Consider the following 24,641-nt stretch of genomic DNA (forward strand, 5'->3'; position numbering starts at 1 on the left):
TTTTAAGTTTCTGAAAATTCTTTAGGTAAAGATATGCCAAGGGATTTTATTTTTTTGTATAGATTACTTCTTTCAATTCCGATAATTTCAGCTGTCTTTGTCATGTTCCAGTTATTTTCTTTAAGTTTTCGTATTAAAAAATCCCTTTCAAAGGCATCTTTTGCTTCTTTTAAAGTTTTATATTTAAAATAACTCTCATCCTTTGTACTTTGTCCTATAATTCCAGTACTCTCAATATCAGACAAAGTTATTACTTCATTAACAGTCATAATCATAAGTCTTTCTACAGCATTTCTTAATTCACGAATATTACCAGGCCAGTCATAATTCTGAAGTATCTTAATTGCTTGATCATCTATGGTTTTTACTTTCCATCCCTTTTCTTTGCTAAATTCATCAATAAAATATCTAATAAGCTCGGGGATATCTTCCTTTCTTTCCCTTAAAGGAGGAATATAAATAGGAACTACATTGAGCCTGTAATAAAGGTCCTCTCGGAAATTCCCCTTTTTAATCTCTTCTAAAAGATCTTTATTGGTTGCAGAGATAATTCTTACATTAACAGTTATATCTCTGGTGCCTCCAACTCTTTGAAACTTTTGCGTTTCAATTACTCTTAGTAATTTTGCCTGTGTAAGTAATGACATATCACCAATTTCATCAAGAAAAAGAGTTCCTCCGTTGGCAAGCTCAAATTTACCGATTTTTCTTTCTATAGCACCTGTAAAGGCTCCCTTTTCATGTCCGAATAGTTCACTTTCAATTAATTCCTGAGGGATTGCAGCACAATTTACCTCTACAAAGGGAGCCCTTGAGCGATTACTTAGTGAATGAATTGCTCTTGCAACAAGTTCTTTACCTGTTCCGCTTTCACCTATTATTAAAACTCTTGAATCTCCTTTAGCAATAAGTTCAATCTGACTTTTTATTTTTTTCATTGCCGATGAAGTACCTACAAGTTCATATTTTTTATCTACACTGCTACGAAGCTTTATGTTTTCTCTTTCAAGATTTTTAAATTGTAATGCCCTTTCAGTAGTTAATATAACTCTTTCCATTGATAGAGGTTTTTCAAGAAAATCATAGGCACCAAGTTTTATAGCCTCCACAGCTATCTCTACATTGCCATGTCCTGAAATCATAATAATAGGAATATCTGAATCTTTTTCTTTTATCTTCTTTATTGCCTCAATTCCGCTCATTTTTGGAAGCCATACATCGAGAAAAATTAAATCTATTTCCTCTTTTTCGAGTATCTCTAAAGCAGTCTCTGCATCATCTGTTAAAAAAACATCGTATCCCTCATCTTCAAGAATATCCGCAAGGGTATCAAGAATTCCTTTTTCATCATCAACTATTAAAATTTTTCCCTTCAAGTAGGCACCTCTATTCTAAATATAGATCCCTTTGGATAATTATCTTCAACAGTGATCTTTCCTCCATGTTCAGTTACAATTTTTCTTGCAATTGCAAGTCCAAGTCCTGTACCTTCTTTATTCCTTGAAAAATATGGTAAGAATAACTTTTCCTTTGTTTCATCATCAATTCCTTCTCCTGTATCAGCAATTTCGATAATAAGTTTATTATTTAGTTTAACAGATATTGTTATTTCACCCTTAGCATTCATTGCTTTTATGGCATTATCAATTATGTTGATTAAAACTCTTTTAAACTCTTGGTAATCAAGCGGAACAGGTTTAACTGGTTCATTGGATATGATATTTATCTTAACATCTTTGTATCCCCTATAAAGTTCTGTAACTTCTTCTATAAGATTCAGAGGATTTACTGGTTCCTTTTTTATTTCAGGAAGCTTTCCAAATTTCTGAAAAGTATCAATTAAATTTTTAAGAGAATTTACCTCTGAGATTATTGTCTGAGTTGATTTTTCAAAAACTTTACCGAAATCTTCATCTCTATTTTTCCATTTTTTTATCAGTCTTTCTGTGGCAAGTTTTATTGGAGTAAGAGGATTTTTTATCTCATGGGCAAGCCTTCTTGCAACCTCTTCCCATGCAATTGCCTGTTGAGCCTTTACTATTTCTGTAATATCATCAAAAACTACAAGAATTCCAGTAGCCCTGTCAAATTCATCTTCCCGTAAAGATATAATTCTTGCCTTGATTTTCTTTTTCACACCCTTTATTGTTATCTCAATATCCTTTATTATTTCTGTTATTCTTTCTCCAGAAAGTTCTTTAATAAAACTTTTTAAATCTTCAGATTCAATATGTCCCAAAAGTTTTGAATAATGCATATTTTTAGCTTGCTCCTTAGAAATCTGAAGAATTTCCTCACCTGCTTTGTTAATAGTTAATATATAACCTTCTGGATTAACAAATATTACACCCGATGTAATGTTTGAAAGAATTCTTTCAAGTAATAGATTTCTTTCTGATAAATCAACATAAGCTCTATCAAGTTTTTCTATCATATCATTAAAAGAATTAACGAGAATACCTATTTCATCTGAACTTTTAGTTTGAATCTTTACTTTAAGGTCTCCCTGCGAGACCCTTTGAGTGGCTTGAACAAGCTCTTTTAGAGGGTTTGTAATTTCTTGAGAAATCTTTAAAGATGCCCATAATGCCAGAAATATTATTATCAGGCTTAAAAAACTAAGAAACATTAAATAATTGGATTTTACAGGCTTTCTTAGTGAGCCAACTTTCAAATATTCCTCATTATATGATTTAAGTTCCTCTACTTTTTTCGTAATGTGCAAAGGAATATTCATTTTTGCAACCATGATGGCACCTTTATATGGAATTGCTGCTAAAACCTGATCTCCTTCAGAGGAAGATAAAATTTGAGTTGATTTTTTCCCTTCAAAGGCTTCTTTAAAAACTTCAGGCATATTATTTAATGGACTATTTAATCTTTGAATTGTTATGCCTGTTGGAAGATTTTTTATTCTTCCCTCTGCGTAATCTTCAAGGATACTCAAAAGTTTTTCTTTTTCAAAATCATAAAAGAACTTTACAGCATCCACAGCATTGGAAATTACTTTTCTATTATACTTAGAAAATATTTTTTCAATAGAACTTTCAAGAACTCCGCTGAAGGCGACAAATAATAGAATAGAAGGAATCATTACTAAACCAACAAAAATAGTAACTATCTTTATTCTAAATCTATAACCTGGTACTTCTCTGTGTTTTTCAATATAAAGTCTAACAACACTTCTTATTACAAAAAAAGCAAGCGTTACTATGGCAATTATATTTATTACAAAAAGAGATACAATAATGAATCGTGTGGGAATCTGTTCAGGTGAAAGTCTTAAAAGGTATACCTCAAAACCTAAAACAACGAGAAGTAAAAATGTGAGGAAAACAGGGAAAAAATATTTTTTTACTTTATTATTCATGGCAGTCTAAAACTTTCTGATTCTTTAATTATTTTTTTCTCATACTTTGGTATAAAAAATAAAATATGTTCAAGAACTGATGGAAGTTGTTTTATGTTTGACTCCACAGTAACCTTTACATAATATTTACCTTTTTGTAAATTGCTTATTTCTACAACTTTTACAGGATTAATTTTCAAACCCCATTCTAAAGCATCCTGCCAATTTTTAAATTTTTTCTCTCTTAAAATTTGTCCTTCTATACTCTTTACAATAAACTCCTCTTTAATTGGATCAGATATAAAAATTCTCTGAATTTGAACGCCAGATATAAATTCATCGGGTATAATAGACCATTTTCTGTAAAATTCAATTAAGATGAAAAGATTTTTGCTGAGACCTTCCTTAAAATCATCAATAAATTCTTTTGAAGGAATAATATGCGTTGTTACTTCGATTGAGTTTTGCATTCTGTTAATGCTTATTTCCATATCTTCAATTGCAAAGGCATTGCTGAAGTTTATAAAAATTAGTAGCAGAGGTAAAAATATTTTAACTGGAAATCTCATAATGAATTTATTATATTACTTTTTACTTTACTTTTTCTTGATGTCTGTGATAAAACTAATTAAAAATTTGGAGGTGTAAAAATGAAGAAATTATTTATCCTAATTAGTTCCTGTTTGATTTTATTAACTGGATGTGCAACAAAGGAATATGTTAAAGAGCAGACCGATCCTATCAATCAAAGACTTGAAAGAATTGAAAAACAACTTGAAAAAATGAATAATGATATCTCCTCTCTTCGAACAGATATAAAAAATGTTGATTCAAAGGTAGATTCTGTTAATTTGACAGCAAAGGAAGCATTAAAAAAGTCAGAAGATGCAGTAAAAGAGTCAAAGGCAGCTTCACTTCGTGCTGATAACGCGGCTCAGAAGGCACAGGCAGCAGCAGAAACTGCAAAAAAAGCCTTTGAATTACAACAAAAGAAATAAGTTTGACTTTTTAAATTAATAAATATTAAATTTTTTGATTGTGAAGAATCAGTTTATTCATTCTCTATGGATAGGACTTACTGCGGGTTGTTTTGGTGGGCTTGTTGGACTCGGAGGTGGAGTAGTCATGATTCCCCTTATGGTAGCTGTTCTTAAAATTACCCAACACAAAGCTCACGGAACAAGCCTTTTTGCTTTGGTATTTACAGGAATCACAGGTGCAATTACTTACGGAATGAAAGGTTCTGTTGATGTTCTTGCTTCTTTAATTTTAGCTGTAACAGCAATTTTTACTGCCAGAGCAGGTGCTCGATTTGCCCACAGTTTACCAGAATGGAAACTTAAAAGAGCATTCGGAGGTTTTTTAATCTTTGCAGCTTTAATTCTTCTTACAAAACCTTATCTTGCTAATTTGTATCATTTTGAAATTGCGGGTATTGCAAAAATTTTTACACTTCTTGTAATAGGTATTTTTGCTGGTTTTCTTGCAGGCATGATGGGAATAGGTGGTGGAACTGTAATGGTTCCTGCTTTAGTTATTATTTTGAATTATGGTCAACATATAGCCCAAGGAACATCACTGTTATGCATGGTCCCTGCTGGTGCAGTTGGTGCTTATACTCATTTAAAACTTGGTAATGTTATCAAAACACTTCTTCCTGGCTTGATTACTGGAATTATTGGTGGAACCTACATCGGTTCTAATATTGCCCATGCCTTACCAGAGTCTTATTTAAGGGTAATATTTGCTTTAATTATAATATGGACTGGAATAAGATTTTTAAGAACGCCAAAACCTGTAAAATGATCTATAAAAAGTCTGTTTTTTTTATTATTTGTATATGTATATATATATTTCAAATAAGCACTGCTTTTGCCCAAGAAGAGCTCCCAAAAATTAAACTTAAAATTGGCAAACATGAAGAATTTTACAGATTAGTTTTTGTTTTTAATAATACAGAGATTTTACAGTCAACCAGTGTGAATATTTTAAAAGATAATAAAATTAAAGTCTCCTCATCTGAAGATTTCCAAATTGAATACAAAGATAAAGTTTTATCTGATAATGAAAAATTACATGGAATAGGTATAAAAAAATTTGATAAAAGTTTCATTTTTGAAATTCCTTCTCTAAGTGACATAAAAGTTTATAAATTGAATTCTCCTCCGAGATTAGTAATTGATGCTTATGTAAATGAGATGTTAAATGGTAAATTCTCAGTTCTAATTGATCCCGGACATGGTGGAAGAGATAAAGGATTGATCAATAATAATGTTAGTGAAAAAGATATTGTATTGTACCTTTCAAAGGAAATCTCTTTAAAATTAGCTCAGAACGGGATAAAAAATATATTAACTCGTGTTAGCGATGAAGAAGTTTCCCTAAAAAAAAGAATCGAAATAGCTAATAATCAAAATCCTTCTATTTTTTTAAGTATTCATATCTCTCAGGAAAATTTATTCAGACTGTATCATTTTCCAAATGAAAAGACTCAGATAACCAAAAAATTAATATCAAATCTTAAGGAAAAAATTCTAAAAAATTTCTCAGAACCTGTAGTTATTGAAGAAATACCCATATATTTAATTAATAAAATAAATTCACCTGCTTTATTAATTGAAATTCCCCAAAAAACTTTACTTAATGAAAAAAAATACTTAAATAAAATTGTTGATGTTCTATCTCAAAGTTTATTTGAAATAGGAAAAGCTAATGAAAAATTTACAAAAAATAAATAAAAAAATAATCTTTATTTTAATTTTTGTTGTAATATTAGCTTCAACTGTACTGGGATACTTTTTCTTTTTCAAAAAAGATGGAGAAAAAATAACTAATCAAGAAGAGCAGACAACTGAAATATTTAAATTAATATTGCCCTTAAATAATTCATTGATTACTAAAGAAATTTATGTAAAAAAAGAAAATGGTGAATTAAAAAAATTGGAAAAAGTTTTAGAATTTTTTTTCAATGAACTTCCTCAGCCAATGAATGAGACAAAAATTCATTCTATATTTCGTGATAAAGAAAACAAAATTTATTTAAATTTATCAAGCAATTTTGCAACATCAAGGGATGCTAAAAATGAATTTTATCTTATTAAAGGTTTATATTCAACAATAAAAACTAACTTTAATTGGATAACAGATGTTAAAATATTAATATCGAATGAAGAAAAAGAAACTCTCTCTGGTCACATACCAATTGAATCTTTAAAAGAATCTATGGAGGCAAAATAGATGAGAGAAAATCCCATAGGAATTTTCGATTCTGGAGTTGGAGGTCTTACAGTTCTTAAGGAAATATCAAAATTAATCCCTACAGAAAATATAGTTTATTTAGGAGATACTGCTCGAGTTCCCTATGGAATTCGTTCAGCTGAGACAGTTATTAAATATTCTATTGAATGCGCAGACTTTCTATTTAAAAAACAAATAAAAATGCTTGTTGTAGCCTGCAATACCTCTTCATCTGTAAGCCTTGATGTTTTAAGGGAAAGATTGCCGATTCCAGTTATTGGAGTTATTGAACCAGGTGTTAGAGCAGCACTAAAAGTTACAAAAAATGAAAAAATCGGCATAATTGGGACAGAAGCAACTGTTCAAAGTGAATCCTATACAAAAAAAATCAAATCATTAAACCCTAACATAGAGGTTATTTCAAAAGCCTGTCCATTATTTGTACCTCTGGTTGAAGATGGTATTTTAGAGGGAGCTATTGCTGAATTAGTAGTTGAAAGGTATCTTAAAGATATAAAAAATAGCGGAATTGATACCTTAATTCTTGGTTGTACTCATTATCCATTATTAAAAAAAACTATTCAGAAATATATGGAAGGAATAACTCTTGTTGATTCTGCACAGGAAATAGCACAAGAAGTTAAAACATTACTTGCTCAGAAAGGACTTCTTAATGAAAAATCTGATGGACATTATAAAATCTTTTATGTAACTGATTCACCAGAAAGATTTAAAAAAATTGGTGAAATATTTTTAGATTATGAACTTAACAATATTTTTAAAGTATCTCTTTAGGAGGCAAAATAGAGATGAGACCTGATGGAAGAAAAAATGATGAAATTAGACCTGTAAAGATTGAAAGAAATTTTATAAAAAATGCAGATGGCTCAGTTTTAATTGAACTTGGAAACACCAGAGTAATATGTACCGCATCAATAGAAAACAAAGTTCCACCCTTTTTAAAGGATCAGAAAAAGGGCTGGATCACTGCTGAATATGGAATGCTACCACGTTCAACGCCTGTAAGAATGCTTAGGGAGTCAACTGCTGGAAGAGTTGGAGGAAGAACTCACGAAATTCAGAGACTTATTGGAAGATCATTAAGAGCAGTTGTTGACCTTGAAAAACTTGGGGAAAAAACAATATGGATTGATTGCGATGTAATAGAAGCTGATGGAGGCACAAGGACAGCTTCAATAACAGGTGGATATTTAGCTTTAAAGGAAGCTATAAAAAAAGCAATGAATGCTGGAATGATTACTGAATATCCAATTAAAGACAACATCGCAGCAATAAGCGTTGGAATAGTAACTGGTGAACCCCGTCTTGACCTCTGCTATCATGAAGACTCTCAGGCAGAGGTTGATATGAATGTAGTAATGACAGGATCTGGTAAATTCATAGAAATACAGGGAACAGCTGAAATAATGCCTTTTTCTAGGGAAAGTTTACTTCAGCTTATTGCTTTAGCAGAAAAAGGAATAAGAGAAATAATAAGAGTTATAAACAGTATTTAGTGAGTATGTATCATGTCTTAATACTGCATTTGGATGATACATATTTTTATCAAAGAAAATTAAGAAAAAGAGCAACAATGGAAATAGACCTTCGTTTTCTCAAAGAGAAAAAATTGATGTGTCAATTAGATAAATTAAAGTTTATGGAAAAAAAAATTCCGATTAATAAATCTTTAATAAGTTTCATAGGTAAAGGCGATTATCATTATTTTTCTTTTATTTTTCTAAAATTAATAAATGAACCCTTTGTGCTTTTAGTTATTGACAACCATCTTGATATGAGATATTCTAAGGATAATTTCATAAGATGTGACTCTTGGATTTATAATGCAGGGCTTCTAAATAATCTTAAACAAATTTTTTACATTAACTCTTCAAATATTGATAATATACCCGAGATAATGATTCCAGTATATATAAGCATAGATAAGGATATTATTGATAGGAAATATTTAAAAACGAATTGGACACAGGGAAATCTTTCACCAGATCAACTTTTTGAATTTTTATCAAAGATTCAGTCTAAAAATAAAATAATCGGAGTAGATATATGTGGAGAACCAGAATTTAATATAGAAGAAATAAGAAAAAGTGAAGAAATAAATCTTTCAATAGTTGATATTTTTAAGTCCTTTAGGCTTAAAAAATCTGCCTGATTTGTTTATAAAAAAAATTTTTTAAAAAGGAGAAAAAATTGGAAAAAATAATTATAGTAGGACATGGAAGTCCAAAAGAAGATGCCAATAAACTTGCTGATTTAACAAAAGCTCTTGCAATAACTCTTAAAAAACAACCAGAGGATATAAAATATGCTTATATTAAGTTTGGAAGTCCTTCAATTGAGGAATCTATTATAGAATGTATAAAAGAAAATGCTAAAACAATTATAATCCATCCTCTTTTTCTTTTTTCAGGATCCCATGTTAGCTACGATATTCCTGAAATAATTAAAAAATTTAGGAAAAATTATCCTTACATTGAAATAATTTGCACAAAACCATTAGGTCTCCATGAAAAATTACTGGAAATTATAAAAGAAAGAATTGATGAAATAAAACAAGACGATCCCAAAAATAAGGCTAATTAAAATTTTAATTTTTTTATCTTACAATAAAAACTTCTTCCTGAAGGAGTACATGTTACGGGATTCCTTTCTAAATCATCAGTAAGGTTATTAAGATTCCATTTATCATCAACTTCTCCCCATCCCCATGCTATTCTTACTATTCCTTCTGGAACAACATCAGAAATTTTAATTTTCATAGTCACTTTACCCCTTGGTGTTGTGATCTCAACTAAATCTTGCTCCTTTAAAAAAAGTTTTTGAGCATCCTGCAAATTGATATCTACAAAGGGTTCTCTTTCAATGTTTCTTAATTCATCAACATGCCTGAATTGAGTATGGGTAAAACAACTTACTCTCTCTCCACTTATTCCTATAAAATCGTATCCCTCTTTCTCAAAACTGATTGTTTGCCCGTGAATTCCTCTCATAAAGGGAACAGGGTCAAATCCAGATTCATAAAGTCTTTCAGAATATATTTCTACTTTTTTTGATGGTGTTTTAAATCCCTCCTGTTCAAATTTTTTGAACCTTGGTTTTTCATACCAGATTCCTTGAGGATTATTTTTTAAATCTTCTACCTTTAATCCTGTTGGTTCAAGCTGAAAGTCAAGGGCATCCTCAACTGTATCCCAGGGAAAGTATTCCTTTAGTCCCAATGCCTTTGCAAGTTCAAAGATTATTTCAATATCAGGTTTACTTTCACCAATTGGCTCAATAACCTTCTGTTGTAACATTATAAAACAGTTTCTTATATATGCTCTGTTAATCTGGGTTTTTTCAAAACAGCTTGATGCAGGTAAGATAACATGAGCATAATTACTTGTTTTATTTAAAAACATATCAATCATTACAAGACATTCAAGTTTTTGTAATGCCTTTTTTACTCTCTGGGAATCCATCATGGTAACTGCCGGATTAGCAGATTGAACAAGCAACATCTTAACTGGATAAGGGTCTTCATCAATTATGGCATCTATTAAAGTAGACTGTCCATGAAGTCCCCATGTAGGATGAAATTTTTCAAAAAGAGGATATTTATACATAACTGACTTAATATCTGATATTTTTTCTTTGAGTTGAATATTGCGAATTGGTATAGGTTGAGGAATAAAATCTCCTCCAGGGATATCAATATTGCCAGTAATGGCTCTTAATATGCAGATAGCCCTTGTTGCATCAAAAATATTTAGTTGCATGTCAACACCATTTCCATCAATTATACAGGCTGGCTTTGTTGTTGCATATATCTTTGCTGTTTCTTTAATTAAATCTGCATCTACCCAAATTTGCTCAGCTACTTTTTCAGCATCATAGAAGGAAGCAATATCTCTTAAGGCTTCAAAGCCAATACAATAATTATCAACGAAATCTCTATCATAAAGTCTCTTTTTAATTATTTCATTTATAATAGCCATTGCAAGTAAACCATCATGGGCAGGTTTTATTCTTATCCATATGTCAGCCATTTCAGTAAAAAAGGTTTTTACTGGATCTACGACTATCAATTTAGATCCTCTTTCCTTAGCGAAAATTATTGCCTCTGCCATTTGAGGTAGTGTATTTCGGTCATTTTTTCCCCAAATAATTATGCATTTAGAATCCTTAACCTGTGGAATGGTAATAGCACCATAGGTATAGTTATGTGCCATCTCTCTGGCTACAAAGCAGACTGAACCATTTCCAACTGCATTTGGTGAACCAAAAGCACTCATGAGCCTTACTGCATAATCCCACGATGTTCCCCAATCAGCTGCCATGCCTCTTAAAAGAGCCACTGATGAAGCACCATATTCTTCCTTTATTTTATTCATTTTGTAAGCTATAAAAGATAAGACTTCCTGCCAAGAAACCTCTTTAAAATCCTCATTTAATTTTTCTCTTAAAAGAGGTTTTTGAAGTCTTTGCTTTGAATAAATTATTTTTCTTACATTTACAAGCTTGAGACAGGATATTGTTTTTTCAAAGGGAGTAATTCTTTTTGCTCCGGTAATTTCTCCTTGTTCAATATTAACTTCCACAGGACAGCAGGCTGAACAAAGTCTACAATTTGTTATTTTTTTCATATTTCCCTACCTTGATGCTTTTACATATAAACTTCTGATAAATTCAAAATGGTTTCTATGATTTCGTATTTTCCAGAAAACCTCTCCTGTGTCAGCTATAATCCATGATGGATAAATTTGATTTTTTAAAATTTCAACAATATTTTCAATTCCGTATCCACTGTAATCACCCTCTCTTTTTCCTCCAAGCCAATCCTCAATTTTTGCTACTTCTTCACTCCATGAAAAAGGATCTGAAATAAGGAGCTGAGCATCCTTAAAAGAAGAGACTCTATTCATCTCCTCAATATGCTTAAACGGTAAAGAAACTTTATCTATAACATTTAAAGAAATCACACATTTAAAAACTTCTCTTTTAAAGGGAAGAGCCAATGCATCGGCAACAATAAAATCAATATTTTCTCTTTGATAACCATCGGGAAGTTTTATTTTAGCTGGCTTTGTAATATATCCTTCTTCAATTAACTCAAAATTTAATTCCCTGTTTTTCATCAATTCTCGTGCTGTCTTGACAAAAGAGAGTGAAAGGTCAATCCCTATCGAAAAATTACTTTTATTTGCTAACTCAAAAACTGTTCTTCCAACAGCACTTCCTATATCAAGGGAAATTCCATTTACTGAATTAATTAAAGATGCCCATTTAGGGTATGCAGGCACCCACTCTGTATCATTAAGCCAGTCACCGTAATGACTCCAAAGATATGAAGATATCACCTTTGGATTCTCATATTTATTATCTTTGCTTGGAGTCCAATTAGGGTTAGGAGTAAGTATTGCTATTCCATTTTCAATTCTGTATTTTGTACCACATTTATTGCATATTAGATTACCAGAGACAATATCATTGTATTCATGAATATAATGCTTTAATTCTAAATAATTTTCCTCAGGCAAGCATGATGGACATATTAAGATTTCTAACAAAAAATCCCTCACTGTTAAATATAAATTATCTTCACCATTTTTAGCAATTAACTAATTCCCCTGAATTTGCCGATAGAAAAACACTGATTTTGTCATTCCGAAGGAGCGTAAGCGACTGAGGAATCTCCTACTTTTTCACCAGATAGATTCTTTAATGAGAGATTCCTCGGGGTATATAACCCCTCGGAATGACTGCATAAACGAAAATAAAGCAGACTTAACTAAAGAATATGTTACTTTTTTTCCAACTATTGTTACTTATCGTAACAAATAATTTTCAATAAAAATTTGAAATTTTAATATCTTCAATTTATTTCTTTGAATTTCTTTTTTTGGGTATAAAAATTGATAAGTATTTTAGTATGAATTTGACAATAAACTCTCTTCTAAATTTTTCCACTCTCTCTATATGCAATCACTTATTCTTATTTATTAAACAAAAGCAGCAATTTTAAATTATTTAGGAGGCTTTTATGGAAGATTTAAAAGCTTTTTATTGGCGAAGGGTAAAAGTGCTGACTGTGATTTTTTTAATTGCATGGATTATTATTGCAGTGATATTACCTGTAACTTCCCCTTTATTGAAAGGAGTTAGAATATTTGGTTTACCATCTATGCATTGGTATATGAATGCCTTTATTGTAATAGTTATTGGTGTGATATTAATATTCGTCTATTCTGCTATTATGAACAAACTTGACAAAGAATTAAAGAAAAAGGTTTCAGAGGAGGAACTGTTATGAACCTTTCATCACCCATCAATGCAACAATAATAGCTACTATATGCTGGATACTATGTTCTGTAATTATTACCATAATAGGCGGAGAATTTTTGGGCAGTCTGATTATAGTTATTGGTTCAATATTTATTTATCTTGTATTAGCAGTTACATTAAGATCTACGTCTGTAGCCCATTTCTATGTTGCTGGTAGAGAAATACCTGCTGTAGTTAATGGTGCTGCTACAGCTGCAGACTGGATGAGTGCTGCTAGTTATCTATCTATGGCAGGAGCAATTGCTCTTATGGGTTATGATGCATTACCTTTTGTAATAGGATGGACACTTGGCTATACATTAATGGCTTTTACAATTGCTCCATTTGTTAGAAAATCCAAGACTTATACTGTCCCTGAGTTACTTGAAAAAAGAGCTGGTGGATGGGGACCTGTAAGAACCACGGCTGTTATAATGATATTTGTCATGTCACTAACATATCTTACAGCTCAGCTTGTAGGTGTTGGAGTTGTTTTTTCAAGATTTCTTGGGTTACCTGCAACTGTTGCGGTTTTTATTGGAGTTTTTGGTGCTCTTGCTTATGCATGGACAAGTGGATGGAGAAGTATTACTTGGGTCCAATTCTTACAATATTTTGTCATGATTACAATGTATTGCACACCTGTTTTCATAGCTGCCTATTTTTTGGGACTACTTCCATTTCCTCAGCTCCAGTATGGTAATTTGATACAGGAAATAGAAATGCGTGAGATGGCATTTAATCTACCTTTAATTACTGAGCCATTTGTTAGATCTATTGGAGGTGGGCAAGGACCAATAAACTGGATATTTTTTGCACTTGTATTAATGCTTGGAACAATGGGACTTCCTCATATTCTTGTAAGATTTTATACTGTTAAAACAGTTCATGCTGCGAGAGTAAGCGTTGGATGGGCACTTACATTTATTGGTCTTTTATATATAACAGCCTCTGTATATGCAGCAATAGCTCGACACAGTTTCAGTGCTTTGTGGGGAAAGCCTTTTGCTGAGGTAATGAGTACAGACTGGATTCAGAAATGGTTACCAACGGGACTTATAAAACTCTCTGATAAAAATGCTGATGGTATATTGCAACCAGCAGAGCTTGTCTTTCATGGTGACATAGTAGTTGTTGGAATGCCTGATATGTTTGGAATGCTTTGGGTAATTGCTCCTTTGGTAGCAGTTGGAGGATTAGCAGCAGCTCTTAGCACAGCTGATGGATTATTACTTGCCATGTCAACTGCAATAACAAGAGATGTTTACAAGAGATTCATTAATCCACAGGCAACAGAACATCGTGAAATTTTAATTGTTAGACTATTGTTAGTAATTATTGGTTTTATAGGTGCTGTAATGGCTTATTTTGCCCTTAAAGACCCTGGATTTGGTGTTTATGTTGTTTTACTTGTTGGTTGGGCATTTGTGTTTGCTGCATCTACTTTTACGCCGATAATAATTTTAAGTATATTCTGGAAGAGACTTAATAGGTATGGTATGATTGCTGGAATGATAACAGGACTACTAATAGCATTGCCATATATAATATTAGTAGGTATAGCAAAACTTCCTCCGATAGAGTTATTTGGAGACAAAATTGGTACAATTGGATGGGGAATTTTCGGCTTTTTTGGTAATGCAATTGCTGCAATTTTAGTATCATTGTTGACTAAACCTGAAGGTCCTGAGGTAGATAAATTTGTAGAATCCATGAGATTACCAGATTGAGATTCTTTCTTAGCTACACTGGGAAAATTAAAGAACGCTTTAACTTTCCCAGTGTTTATTTTTTAGATGGATTTTCCTTTGTAGGAGGCCATTTAATATCAACTCCTTTTTTGAAAGTTGTCAATGTCACCATTCTTAGACTGCTAAATCTATAAATAAGAGTTATTGCGATTTTAGTTCCATTGTATTCATCATAACAAAAAACTTTTTTATTCCCTAAAAATCTGCCAATTATACCTTTTTTTTCATCAAAACATCTAATATTTCTACTTATACCTTTCCTTGTCAAAACAAATAGGTGACAGCCAAATTCATCCTCGTGCATTCTTTTTTTTTCAGATCCAATAAAAGTATTGGCATAATATATTAAAGTATCCATTAATCCTTCGCAACTCATAACAATTGTTTTATTATATCATACATGAATATTTAAAGCTGACATATTTATAAATTTCTGAAATTGCCGATAGGGAGACAAAAATATAAACTCCACAAAATTCCTTTTAATCCATATTTTGCAATTTTATGCAATTTAATTCTGAGATGCAACTGAGAGAAATGTAAGATAAAGAAAGAAAATAATGATAAAATAATTAAAAAATGAATGTTACATCTCCCATAATTCTTAATAAGGAAAAATTATATAACCGTGCATCAGCCCTTGCACTGATTACTATCTTTTATAATTTTCTTGAAGGCATGGTTTCTGTATATTTTGGAATTGACGATGAGACAATTGCCCTTCTGGGTTTTGGTCTGGATTCTTTTGTTGAAGTAATGTCAGGTATAGGCATATGGTATATGATAAGAAGATTGAGACAAAATGGTAATGAAGAACCTGACACATTTGAAAGGCAGGCACTTAAAGTTACAGGAACTGCTTTTTATATTCTTGCTGGAGGTCTTGTAGTTACATCTATTGTTAATATTTATACAGGGCATAAACCTGAAACAACCTTATGGGGTATAATCATTTCTGTTATATCAATTTTAACTATGTGGATATTAATTAGTTACAAAACTAAAGTAGGTCGCATGCTTAATTCAAGTGCAATCCTTGCTGATGCAGCTTGCACAAAAGTCTGCATGCAACTGTCAATAATTTTACTTTTGTCAAGTCTTGGTTATGAACTTACAGGATTCGGTGGGATAGATTCAATTGGAGCAATTGGCATAGCTTGGTTTTCATTCAAAGAAGGTCGCGAATCCTTTGAAAAATCAAGGAATTTGAAATGTAAATGTAGTTGCAATTGTATTATTTAATCACCTTTAGTTTTTTAGACATACATCGGGATTAAAGTTCTGAAAGAAAGTTTGAGCAAAAGACAGCCTTGTCTCAATCAGCAATTTTATATCTTTCTATGGTTGTTCTTTGATGAGCTTTTCTTAAAGGTTCTGGAATTCGGTATTGTTTAGTTACCTTTAGAACTACTTCAATTGAGGATTCAATATCTATTAAATGACCTGGGGATACAAAGATAGGTTTTACTCCGGTTTTAGTTCTTAAAACTGCTCCAACAATTTTCCCTCTATAATAAAGATAACTGTAACTTCCTTTTTCTTTTTTAGGTTCTTCATATTCACCAACCAATCTTGATTTAGCACATCCAATGGAGGGAATATCAAGTAAGACACCGATGTGGGATGCAATTCCAAAATACAGCGGATGGGCAATTCCCTGACCATCAAAAAGAATAATTTGAGGCTTTATCTTAAGGTTTTTTATTGCTTCCATAAAAGCTTTACCTTCTCTGAAGCTTAAAAAATTGGGAATATAGGGAAATTCTAACTTCATTTTGACAATACTATCTTCAATATGAATCAGTTCAGGTAATTTAAATAAAGAAGCACAGGCAAAAATATTGCTTTCTGAAAAAGAGGCATCAACTCCACAGATATATTCAGGCTTAAAGGAAAGAGGCTTGATTGTTACTTTACTCCTTAGAATTTTCTGGATTTTCCTTGCTTCACTTATGTTTTTAGCCCAGATATCCACAGAATATTTTATAATAACATTATGTTTGCTCAATATCAGGCATTTATATGGAATGGTAAGGAAAGAAATTTAAAGCCTGTTATAAGACTTCCAAAGCAGAATATAGATGAACTTTACGGAATAGAAAAGCAAAAGCAGTTACTTATTACAAATACAAAGGCTTTTATAGAGGGCAGGCGTGTAAATAATGTTCTTCTTTGGGGTGAAAGAGGAACAGGTAAAACCACTTTGATAAGGAGTCTTTTAAATTATTTCAAAGAAACACCGTTAAGAATGATTCAGGTTTTAAAAAATGACATAATCACAATACCCTTTCTCTATGACATGCTCCATGAAAGTCCCGAGTACAGATTTATCCTCTTTATTGATGACCTTTCCTTTAATGAAAATGAACAGGAATTTAGAGACCTAAAAATTGTTATGGATGGAGGAATTGAAGAAATTCCAGAAAACTCATTAATTTATGCTACTTCAAATAGAAGAAATCTTATGCCTGCGGTGTCACAGAGTGAAAATGAGCTTTTTCCTGAAGATAGTATTCAGGAGCGAGCATCCCTGCTTGAAAGATTTGGTTTGAGAATAGGATTTTACAGATTCTCAGAAGAACAATACTTTGAAATAGTAAAGCACTATGCAAGCAAAGACGGAATAAAAATGCCAGAGGAAGAATTAATTAAAAAAGCCCATCAGTGGGCTTTAATTCATGGAACAACAGGACGTTCAGCCTACCAGTTTGTATTGAGCCTTCAGATTGAATTTTGAGATAAGCCTTTAAATTGCAATTGATAAAAGGCAAAAAATTAAAATGTATTAATAACATCTTATTCTATTTTATAATATTGATGTTTAAACAAAATAAAACAAAAAAGTGAGGCAGGATAATGGAGGCTATTCAAAAATTTCATAATTTACTTAAAGGGATTTTCCAGTTTGAAGCCTCTGATTTAGATTTTGGAATTTATCGTGTATTGAATTATAAAAGACAACAAATTAAAGATTTTATTGAAAATACACTACCAAAAAAGATAGAAGAGGCTTTCAAAAAACATAAAGATGAAAAAAAAGCTAACATTGATGAAAAATTTGAGGATATTAAAAATAAAATTATCGAGACTCTTGGAAAAGATGCTATAACAACAAGTGGTGAATTAAAGAATGAATTTAAAAATACCCCTCTCGGCAAGGAATTTCTGACAATTAAAGCCCAAAAAGAAGAGGCAGAAAAAATTGATGAAATAAAACTTCAGGTTTTTAATGACCTTTATAGTTTTTTCTCTCGCTATTATGAAGAGGGAGATTTTGTTCCGCAATATAGATATTCTATCAAGGGGCATAAATATGCTATTCCTTATAATGGAGAAGAAGTAAAACTCTACTGGGCAAATTCTGAGCAGTATTACACCAAGACAGGTTTGCTTTTTAGAGACTACACTTTTAAAGCAGGAAATTGTAAGGTTATTTTCAGAATCATAGAGGCAAAAGAAGAATTATCCTCAAACAAGGCTACAAAGGAAAGGTTTTTTGTTTTAGATGATGAAAATCCGATTGAAGTAAAAGACGGAGAAATAATTATAAGATTTCAGTATAGAGAATTAACTGAAAAGGAAGTTAAAGATTATCAAATAGAAGGTGGAAGTAACACTTCGAAGCAGGAAAAGATTAATCAAAAGAGTTTTGAGTTTATAAAAACCCATCTTGAAGTGGGGAAGCATCTGGAACTCATTAAGTATCTTGTTAACGAAATAAAAAATGAAAAGCCAAATCTTTTATATCATTTAAACAGATTTAGTGCAAAAAACACAAAGGATTACTTCATCCATAAAAACCTTAAGAGGTTCCTAACTGAGCAGTTGGATTATTTCATCAAATCCGAAGTTTTAGATGTAGAAACTCTTTCACAGGAAAAATATCTTGATAAACATATAACAAGAGCAAAAACAGTAAAAGAAATTGGAGAAGCAATAATTGAGTTTTTATCTCAAATTGAAGATTTTCAGAAGAGATTATGGGAGAAAAAGAAGTTTGTCTTAAAAACAGAGTATGTGATAACAACTGACCGAATTTATTCTGCTTGTTGTTCTGAGCAAAGCGAAGAATCTCTTAATTACTTTTATGAAGAAATCTTAAAGAACAATGAGCAAATAAAGGAATGGGAAGAGTTAGGGTTTGAAATACCTAAGACATTGAATGAACTTAAAACAAAAAAACTCCCAATTGATACCAAGTATTTTAACCAAGAATTCAAAGAAAGACTTCTTGAGAAACTTACCGAGAATGCGGATCTGGATAACCTTTTAGACGGCTTGCTTATCAAAAGCGAAAACTGGCAGGCGCTGAATACGATTTTAGAAAAGTATAAAGAGAAAGTCCAAACAATTTACATTGACCCCCCTTTTAACAAAGAACAAGATGCTGATTATCTTTACAATGTAAAGTATAAGGATTCAACTTGGTTAAGTATGCTGGAAAATAGATTGAGATTAGCAAGAGAGTTGTTGAATGGAAGGGGAAGCATTTTTGTTCGATGTGATTACAATGGTAACTGGATTGTAAGATGTCTTTTAGATGATATTTTTGGAAAAGAGAATTTTAGGAATGAGATTGTGGTAAGAAGGGGAGCACCAAAATCATCAATGTTTGAACAATTTGAGGGAGTTAAATCAATTGGCGTTATGTATGATAACCTTTTATGGTATTCATCACATCCAAATACTCGTTATACTGGTTTCAAGATAGCAGTAGAAAAGAAAGGAGGTTACTGGAGCAATTTCTATGACATGAAACCAAGTGGGGAAAGACCTACAATGAGATATGAATTGTTTGGATTGTTACCTCCCAAAAATTATTATTGGAAATGGGGGAAGGAAAGAGGGCTTGAAGCTATCGAGAATTATAGAAAATACTTGGAGATAGCTAAATCAACTGGTGAAACTTTGGAAGAATATTCTTTAAGAACAGGTATTAGAGATTTTGTAAAATTAGAAGGTAAATCTGTTAAATATTGGATTCCTATTAGGGAAACAGATTTTTTAGTTAATGATTGGCTTGACATACCCGGTTATTCCCAGAGGTGGGGATTTAAAACCGAAAACTCCGAAATCCTTCTAAAACGTGTTATTGAATCCACATCAAACGAAGGCGATTTAGTTATGGATTTCTTTCTCGGTTCTGGCACAACAACAGCAGTGGCACATAAACTTAAAAGAAAATGGATTGGGGTTGAGATGGGAGAGCATTTCTGGACAGTAGTTTTACCAAGAATGAAAAAGGTTTTGGCTTATGATAAATCTGGAATATCAAAAGAAAAGGATGTTAAAGAGAAATACAATGAAAAGACAGCAGGTGGCTTCTTCAAATACCAAATCATTGAACAATATGAAGATACTTTAGATAATATTGAACTGAAAGAAAACCAGAAAGCACTGGAACTTTTCAAAGACGAGTATCTTCTCAAATACTTCCTTGATTTTGAGACAAGGGAAAGTCCATATCTTTTAAACATTGGACACCTTAAAAATCCCTTCTCATACAAACTAAAAGTTAATCTCTCTGAAGTGGGAGAACCACAGGAGATGGTTGTTGATATTCCTGAGACATTCAATTATCTACTTGGAATCAAAGTCAAAAAGATAAAGAAAAGAGAAAAGAATGGCAAACTTTATCTCTTTATCTTAGGAGAAAAGCAAAGCAAGGATTACGCTATAGTATGGAGAGAATATTCAGACAGTTGGGATGAAGAAAAGTTTAGAGAGGATAGGGATTTTATAAGGGAGGAACTCAAGGATTGGAAGCCACAGGTTGTTTATGTAAACGGGCAAAGTGTGTTAACTCCAGATTTTGGAGATTTTCATGCTGAAATAAGAGCAATCGAGCCAGACTTTAAAAGATTGATGGAGAGTTAAGATGAAAAACATCAATGAGATAAAAGAGATATTGAATTCTTTTAAAGAAAAAATACGAAACCAATATAGGGCAGAAATAATCGGCATATTCGGCTCTTATGTTCGGAGTGAGCAAAAAAGGGGAAGTGACCTTGATGTTCTGGTTAAATTTTATGAAGGAGCAACACTTTTTGAACTTGTTGGTCTTGCCATTTTTCTTGAAAAAAAACTTGGCATCAAAAGAGTTGATGTAGTCCCTTATGACACAATAAGAGAAGAAATCAAAGAAAGGATTTTAAAAGAGGCAGTTTATCTATGACTGGTAGAGACATAAAACTTTATCTGAAAGATATACTGGAAGCAATTGAGGCAATTGAAAGGTTTGTTCAAGATATGAATTTTGAGCAGTTTAAAGATAATGATCTTGTTTCGAGCGCAGTTATCAGAAAATTTGAAGTAATTGGAGAAGCTACTTGACATATTCCGCAGATGATAAGAAAAAAATATCCTGACATACCATGGAAAACAATGGTGGGCTTTAGAGATAAAATTATCCATTTCTACTTTGGTATAAAATATGATATTGTCTGGGAAACGATAAAATCAAAACTTCCTGAATTAAAAGAAAAAATAAGGAGAGTGTTTGAAGACCTCGAGAAAGAAAAATGAGCATAGAAAAATACCTTATTCTTAATAAATACTTGCTTGCTCTTTTTGGAGTAAATGATTTCAAGGACCTACAGGAGAAGTTAAAAGATGCTCCTTCAGGGACTGACAGCGATGGAATAACTCATTTTGTAAATGTTTTGCGTTCATCCCTCAAGAATATTCAAATATCCGAAGATACCCTTCTTAATTATGACTCAAACATCCAATCCTATTTGAGGAAAATAAATTACAAGCGCGAACCTGTATCTTTAAAATACTTTCAGTATCTTGCTGTGCTTTTTACTGAAGTCTTCCTTGATAATCTCAAAAATAGAAAACTGGAATTTTTATATGAACTTAACGAGTTTTTAAAAAGTTATGAAGATGAAGAAGTAAAAGAGTTAATAGGTGGGTTTACAGAAGATGACCTTAAAAAAATTGCTTTCTGGATGGCAACAGGTTCAGGGAAAACACTTATTGCTCATATAAATTATTATCAATTCTTCAAATACAAACTTTTTGAGCCCGACAACATCCTCTTTATCACTCCAAACGAAGGGCTTTCAAAACAGCATTTTGAAGAATTGCAAAAAAGTGGAATACCAGCAAGAATTTATTCTGGAAGCTTAAATGGTGGGTTAAAAAACGAAAGAGAAGTTCTTGTCATTGAAATGACAAAGTTTGTAGAGGAGAAGAAAGGTGGAGGGGTTACTCTTCCAGTTGATACTTTTGAAGGAAAAAATCTTGTTTTTGTAGATGAAGGACATAAAGGTAAAAAATCCGAAGAGCAAAAATGGGCAAAATTAAGAGATAAACTTGCAGAAAAAGGTTTTGTCTTTGAATATAGTGCCACTTTTGGTCAGATTTTAAGTAAACAAAATGAAGATATCCTGAAAGAATACTCTAAAGCAATTCTATTTGATTACTCATATAAATATTTTTACCTTGATGGCTACGGCAAAGATTTCTGGGTTTTAAATGTAAAGGAATCAAATATTTCAGATGGGGTTTTTCAAGAAACAATGTTTATTGCCAACCTTCTTGATTTCTACCAGCAGATGCTTTTATATAAAGAAAAAGCTTCTCTTGCTAAGCAATACAACATAGAAAAACCACTCTGGATATTCGTGGGAACAACCGTCACAGGAAAACAAGAAGAATCAGATGTTTTACAGATAGTTGATTTTGTTAATAGGGCTCTTAATGCGAATTGGCTGAATGAGAAAATTAATGGCATACTTGCTGGCAATTTTAAGGATAGTAAAGGCAATGACTTGTTCAGTAACAAGTTTAACACACTTAGGCAAGGAATTGATTTAGATGCTTTCTACAAAGATATTTTCAATGGCAGAGGCTCTTTAGAAGTATACGAGATAAAAAACGCTGAGGGTGAATTTGGTTTAAAGGTTGGTGAAAATCCGTATTTCGGAGTTATAAACATCGGCAATTTCTCAGAGTTCAAAAAATTACTTACACAAAAAGGTATTGAGGTCAAACAAGATGTTATTTCTTCATCCCTTTTTGAGGATATAAGAAAAGAAAATTCCAACATAAATATCCTTATAGGTTCAAAAAAATTCATAGAAGGTTGGGATACATGGCGAGTTTCTTCTATGGGACTTTTGAACATTGGAACAGGACAGGGACCTCAGATTATTCAGCTTTTTGGAAGAGGTGTAAGATTAAAGGGAAAAGATATGTCACTTAAAAGGTCTGATAATAAAGAGATTAAACCGCTTGAAACCTTAAATATCTACGGAATAAAAGCAGATTATTTAAACAAGTTCCTTTCTGCAATAGAAAAGGAAGAAGTTGAGTTTGAAGAAATAAAAATACCTGTAAAAGTTATGCAAAAAGAGAAATGGCAGAGTTTACCTTACTTGAAAAAAGATGAATCTAAAAAATTTGAAGAAAAAGAAATTGTTATGTTAAGGCGTGATAACACAGTAAATTTCATTTTGGACCTCACACCGAGGCTCTCCGGATATTTAGGAGAGAGAAAAAAAGAGGAAAGACAAATAGAAGAAATCAAGGTAACAACTGAGATAGAAGAAAAAACTATATACGAGATTGTTGATATAGAATTGCTTAACTGGCAAAGAATATTAAATGAAATGCTTGAATTTAAACTCTTGAGAGGGTATTGGAATTTATTTTTTAATGTTGAAATCTTAAAGGAAGTTTTAGCACAGTGTAAAGTAAAGGCTCTTGTTGAGTCTTTAAGAGTAAAAAGTAATATGGATTTAGAAAAAATTGAAGAAATAACAATTTTGCTACTTAAGGGATATATTGATAAATTCTATAAAAGACATAAAGGTAAGTTTGAAACAGATAATATAAAGTATGTAGAAGTTGGGAAACAACTTTCTCTTTTTGTCTCTGATAAAATTGAGTATTACACTGTTTATATTGATAAAAATAAGAGAAACTTGATTAATAAGATAAGGGAACTCTCTAAAAAACTTGATGAATTAATCAAGGAAGAAGAGAAAATCTTGCGAAGGGTCATCATTGACAATTCTATTTATATACCGATTCTTTTGAAGAACGAAAAAATTGATAAAATTTCACCTCCAGGTCTTGTTGAAAGCGAAGAAAAGTTTGTGAAAGGATTAAAGGAGTATTTAAAAAATAATCCTCACATTTTAAAAGGATATGATATTGTTCTTTTACGAAATGAAGCAAAATCTGGATTTGGTTTTCAACTTGACTGGGCAGGCTTTTATCCAGATTTTATAATGTGGATTAAAGGATATAACAAAACATGGTTGGTATTCATTGACCCAAAAGGACTTCACCATACAAAGGGACTTGAGTATGAAAAAGTTGAATTCATCAATGAAGGTATAGAAGAAATAGGAAGGAAGCTTGATCAAGACATATCCTTAAATGCACTTATTATCTCCCAGACAAAATATGAAGACTTAGTAAAAGGAACTTCTCGAGATAAAATCATCTATCAAGAAGAGTATGCAAACAGAAATATCCTCTTCTTTGAAGATAGAGAATGGTGTAAAAAATTATTTAAAAAATTAGCCCTTTAAATTTTTTAAAGCTAACTTATTCAATGCATTTATGTATGCCTTGGCAGAGGCTACTATTATGTCTGTGTCAGAACCGTGTCCACGAACAGTATGCCCTGCCTCTTCAAGGATTATTGTTACCTCACCTAAAGCATCTGTTCCACCTGTGATTGCTTTTCCTGAGTTTATCAATTTAATTTTGTAAGTTATTGAAAAAATTGAATTTTATTTTTTAAAAATGTAAATTTTTGTACAACACAAAGGGTAACTCTTTGATTTTCTTTATCTTTTAGATTCCGAATTCTTCTTTGGCTGTTAAATGGGTTGGTTCAGATACTTTCAATGCTTTAAATAAAGCTTTTGCTACTTTATCCATCTTGTTCTTTAAATAGTATTCCTTGCCATCCAATGTAAACTCTGTAAGCGTTATGCTCCCTAAAGCTTCTTTTATT

22 protein-coding genes and 2 pseudogenes are annotated in these 24,641 nt (G+C 31.7%); 16 read left to right on the forward strand and 8 right to left on the reverse strand.

Annotated elements, in window-relative coordinates; all coding sequences use genetic code 11:
- Positions 1-2: 2 nt before the first annotated feature.
- Genes QI155_RS08665 through QI155_RS08675 form a run of 3 tightly spaced genes read right to left on the reverse strand, consistent with a single transcriptional unit; the run spans position 3 to position 3,918 of the window.
- Positions 3-1,376: a sigma-54 dependent transcriptional regulator gene (locus QI155_RS08665; RefSeq protein WP_068860288.1), complete on the reverse strand. Its 1,374-nt coding sequence runs from the start codon at positions 1,374-1,376 to the stop codon at positions 3-5.
- Complete coding sequence (locus QI155_RS08670) at positions 1,373-3,370, reverse strand: HAMP domain-containing histidine kinase (RefSeq protein WP_068860286.1); 1,998 nt, start codon at positions 3,368-3,370, stop codon at positions 1,373-1,375. The genes QI155_RS08665 and QI155_RS08670 overlap by 4 nt, the downstream gene beginning before the upstream one ends.
- Positions 3,367-3,918, reverse strand: a complete 552-nt coding sequence (locus QI155_RS08675; protein ID WP_068860284.1) for a DUF4390 domain-containing protein — start codon at positions 3,916-3,918, stop codon at positions 3,367-3,369. The genes QI155_RS08670 and QI155_RS08675 overlap by 4 nt, the downstream gene beginning before the upstream one ends.
- An 81-nt stretch (positions 3,919-3,999) precedes the next feature.
- On the opposite strand from QI155_RS08675, the gene QI155_RS08680 reads away from it, so the two are divergent.
- The 8 genes and pseudogenes from QI155_RS08680 to QI155_RS08715 form a co-directional block, all read left to right on the forward strand.
- Positions 4,000-4,347: an alanine-zipper protein gene (locus QI155_RS08680; protein WP_068860281.1), complete on the forward strand. Its 348-nt coding sequence runs from the start codon at positions 4,000-4,002 to the stop codon at positions 4,345-4,347.
- Between the two features lie 40 nt (positions 4,348-4,387).
- The gene (locus tag QI155_RS08685; protein WP_083200196.1) at positions 4,388-5,155 is read left to right on the forward strand and encodes a sulfite exporter TauE/SafE family protein; all 768 of its coding nucleotides are present in this window, start codon (positions 4,388-4,390) and stop codon (positions 5,153-5,155) included.
- Positions 5,152-6,087, forward strand: coding sequence for an N-acetylmuramoyl-L-alanine amidase (locus QI155_RS08690; RefSeq protein ID WP_281321440.1), 936 nt, complete (start codon positions 5,152-5,154; stop codon positions 6,085-6,087). The genes QI155_RS08685 and QI155_RS08690 overlap by 4 nt, the downstream gene beginning before the upstream one ends.
- Positions 6,062-6,586: a hypothetical protein gene (locus tag QI155_RS08695; protein ID WP_281321441.1), complete on the forward strand. Its 525-nt coding sequence runs from the start codon at positions 6,062-6,064 to the stop codon at positions 6,584-6,586. Before QI155_RS08690 ends, QI155_RS08695 begins: the two co-directional genes overlap by 26 nt.
- Positions 6,587-7,381, forward strand: coding sequence for a glutamate racemase (murI, locus tag QI155_RS08700; protein ID WP_068861393.1), 795 nt, complete (start codon positions 6,587-6,589; stop codon positions 7,379-7,381). It abuts the gene before it with no gap.
- A 14-nt stretch (positions 7,382-7,395) separates the two neighbouring features.
- Positions 7,396-8,103, forward strand: coding sequence for a ribonuclease PH (gene rph / locus QI155_RS08705; protein WP_068861394.1), 708 nt, complete (start codon positions 7,396-7,398; stop codon positions 8,101-8,103).
- A 29-nt stretch (positions 8,104-8,132) separates the two neighbouring features.
- A complete protein-coding gene (locus QI155_RS08710) occupies positions 8,133-8,759 on the forward strand; it encodes a hypothetical protein (protein WP_143600825.1) in 627 nt (208 codons plus the stop codon).
- 32 nt (positions 8,760-8,791) lie between these two features.
- Positions 8,792-9,190, forward strand: a pseudogene (locus QI155_RS08715) (CbiX/SirB N-terminal domain-containing protein); the annotation flags it as partial.
- Here QI155_RS08715 and QI155_RS08720 read toward each other — a convergent pair.
- The gene (locus QI155_RS08720) at positions 9,187-11,232 is read right to left on the reverse strand and encodes a molybdopterin-dependent oxidoreductase (protein ID WP_281321442.1); all 2,046 of its coding nucleotides are present in this window, start codon (positions 11,230-11,232) and stop codon (positions 9,187-9,189) included. The pseudogene QI155_RS08715 and the gene QI155_RS08720 overlap by 4 nt on opposite strands.
- A 6-nt stretch (positions 11,233-11,238) precedes the next feature.
- On the reverse strand, positions 11,239-12,156 hold the full coding sequence (locus QI155_RS08725) for a methyltransferase domain-containing protein (RefSeq protein WP_281321443.1): 918 nt from the start codon (positions 12,154-12,156) through the stop codon (positions 11,239-11,241).
- Positions 12,157-12,629: 473 nt separating this feature from the next.
- Between QI155_RS08725 and QI155_RS08730 the strand changes: the two genes are divergently transcribed.
- A complete protein-coding gene (locus QI155_RS08730) occupies positions 12,630-12,899 on the forward strand; it encodes a sodium/substrate symporter small subunit (RefSeq protein WP_068861399.1) in 270 nt (89 codons plus the stop codon).
- Positions 12,896-14,641: a VC_2705 family sodium/solute symporter gene (locus QI155_RS08735; RefSeq protein ID WP_281321444.1), complete on the forward strand. Its 1,746-nt coding sequence runs from the start codon at positions 12,896-12,898 to the stop codon at positions 14,639-14,641. The genes QI155_RS08730 and QI155_RS08735 overlap by 4 nt, the downstream gene beginning before the upstream one ends.
- A gap of 55 nt (positions 14,642-14,696) precedes the next feature.
- On the opposite strand, the gene QI155_RS08740 is transcribed toward QI155_RS08735, so the two are convergent.
- Positions 14,697-15,020, reverse strand: coding sequence for a hypothetical protein (locus QI155_RS08740; RefSeq protein ID WP_281321445.1), 324 nt, complete (start codon positions 15,018-15,020; stop codon positions 14,697-14,699).
- 221 nt (positions 15,021-15,241) lie between these two features.
- Here QI155_RS08740 and QI155_RS08745 point away from each other — a divergent pair, with 221 nt between their 5' ends.
- The gene (locus QI155_RS08745; protein WP_281321446.1) at positions 15,242-15,904 is read left to right on the forward strand and encodes a cation transporter; all 663 of its coding nucleotides are present in this window, start codon (positions 15,242-15,244) and stop codon (positions 15,902-15,904) included.
- Positions 15,905-15,977: 73 nt separating this feature from the next.
- Here QI155_RS08745 and nfi read toward each other — a convergent pair whose 3' ends face one another.
- On the reverse strand, positions 15,978-16,670 hold the full coding sequence (gene nfi, locus QI155_RS08750) for a deoxyribonuclease V (protein WP_281321447.1): 693 nt from the start codon (positions 16,668-16,670) through the stop codon (positions 15,978-15,980).
- Here nfi and QI155_RS08755 point away from each other — a divergent pair.
- The 5 genes and pseudogenes from QI155_RS08755 to QI155_RS08775 all read left to right on the forward strand — a co-directional run bounded on the left by QI155_RS08755 (position 16,659) and on the right by QI155_RS08775 (position 24,210).
- Positions 16,659-17,399 (forward strand): ATP-binding protein, encoded by a 741-nt coding sequence (locus tag QI155_RS08755; RefSeq protein ID WP_068861403.1) that lies wholly within the window; start codon positions 16,659-16,661, stop codon positions 17,397-17,399. The two genes, nfi and QI155_RS08755, sit on opposite strands and share 12 nt — an antisense overlap.
- A 119-nt stretch (positions 17,400-17,518) precedes the next feature.
- Positions 17,519-20,539: a site-specific DNA-methyltransferase gene (locus QI155_RS08760; RefSeq protein ID WP_281321448.1), complete on the forward strand. Its 3,021-nt coding sequence runs from the start codon at positions 17,519-17,521 to the stop codon at positions 20,537-20,539.
- Position 20,540: 1 nt separating this feature from the next.
- Positions 20,541-20,837 (forward strand): nucleotidyltransferase family protein, encoded by a 297-nt coding sequence (locus QI155_RS08765; RefSeq protein WP_281321449.1) that lies wholly within the window; start codon positions 20,541-20,543, stop codon positions 20,835-20,837.
- Positions 20,834-21,187, forward strand: a pseudogene (locus QI155_RS08770) (DUF86 domain-containing protein). The gene QI155_RS08765 and the pseudogene QI155_RS08770 overlap by 4 nt, the downstream one beginning before the upstream one ends.
- Positions 21,184-24,210, forward strand: coding sequence for a DEAD/DEAH box helicase family protein (locus tag QI155_RS08775; RefSeq protein ID WP_281321450.1), 3,027 nt, complete (start codon positions 21,184-21,186; stop codon positions 24,208-24,210). Before QI155_RS08770 ends, QI155_RS08775 begins: the two are co-directional and overlap by 4 nt.
- Here QI155_RS08775 and QI155_RS08780 read toward each other — a convergent pair.
- Positions 24,199-24,381, reverse strand: coding sequence for an alpha-isopropylmalate synthase regulatory domain-containing protein (locus tag QI155_RS08780; protein WP_068861149.1), 183 nt, complete (start codon positions 24,379-24,381; stop codon positions 24,199-24,201). The two genes, QI155_RS08775 and QI155_RS08780, sit on opposite strands and share 12 nt — an antisense overlap.
- Positions 24,382-24,641: the final 260 nt, after the last annotated feature.

The sequence above is a fragment of the Thermodesulfovibrio sp. 1176 genome (assembly GCF_029946585.1).
Lineage (GTDB): Bacteria > Nitrospirota > Thermodesulfovibrionia > Thermodesulfovibrionales > Thermodesulfovibrionaceae > Thermodesulfovibrio.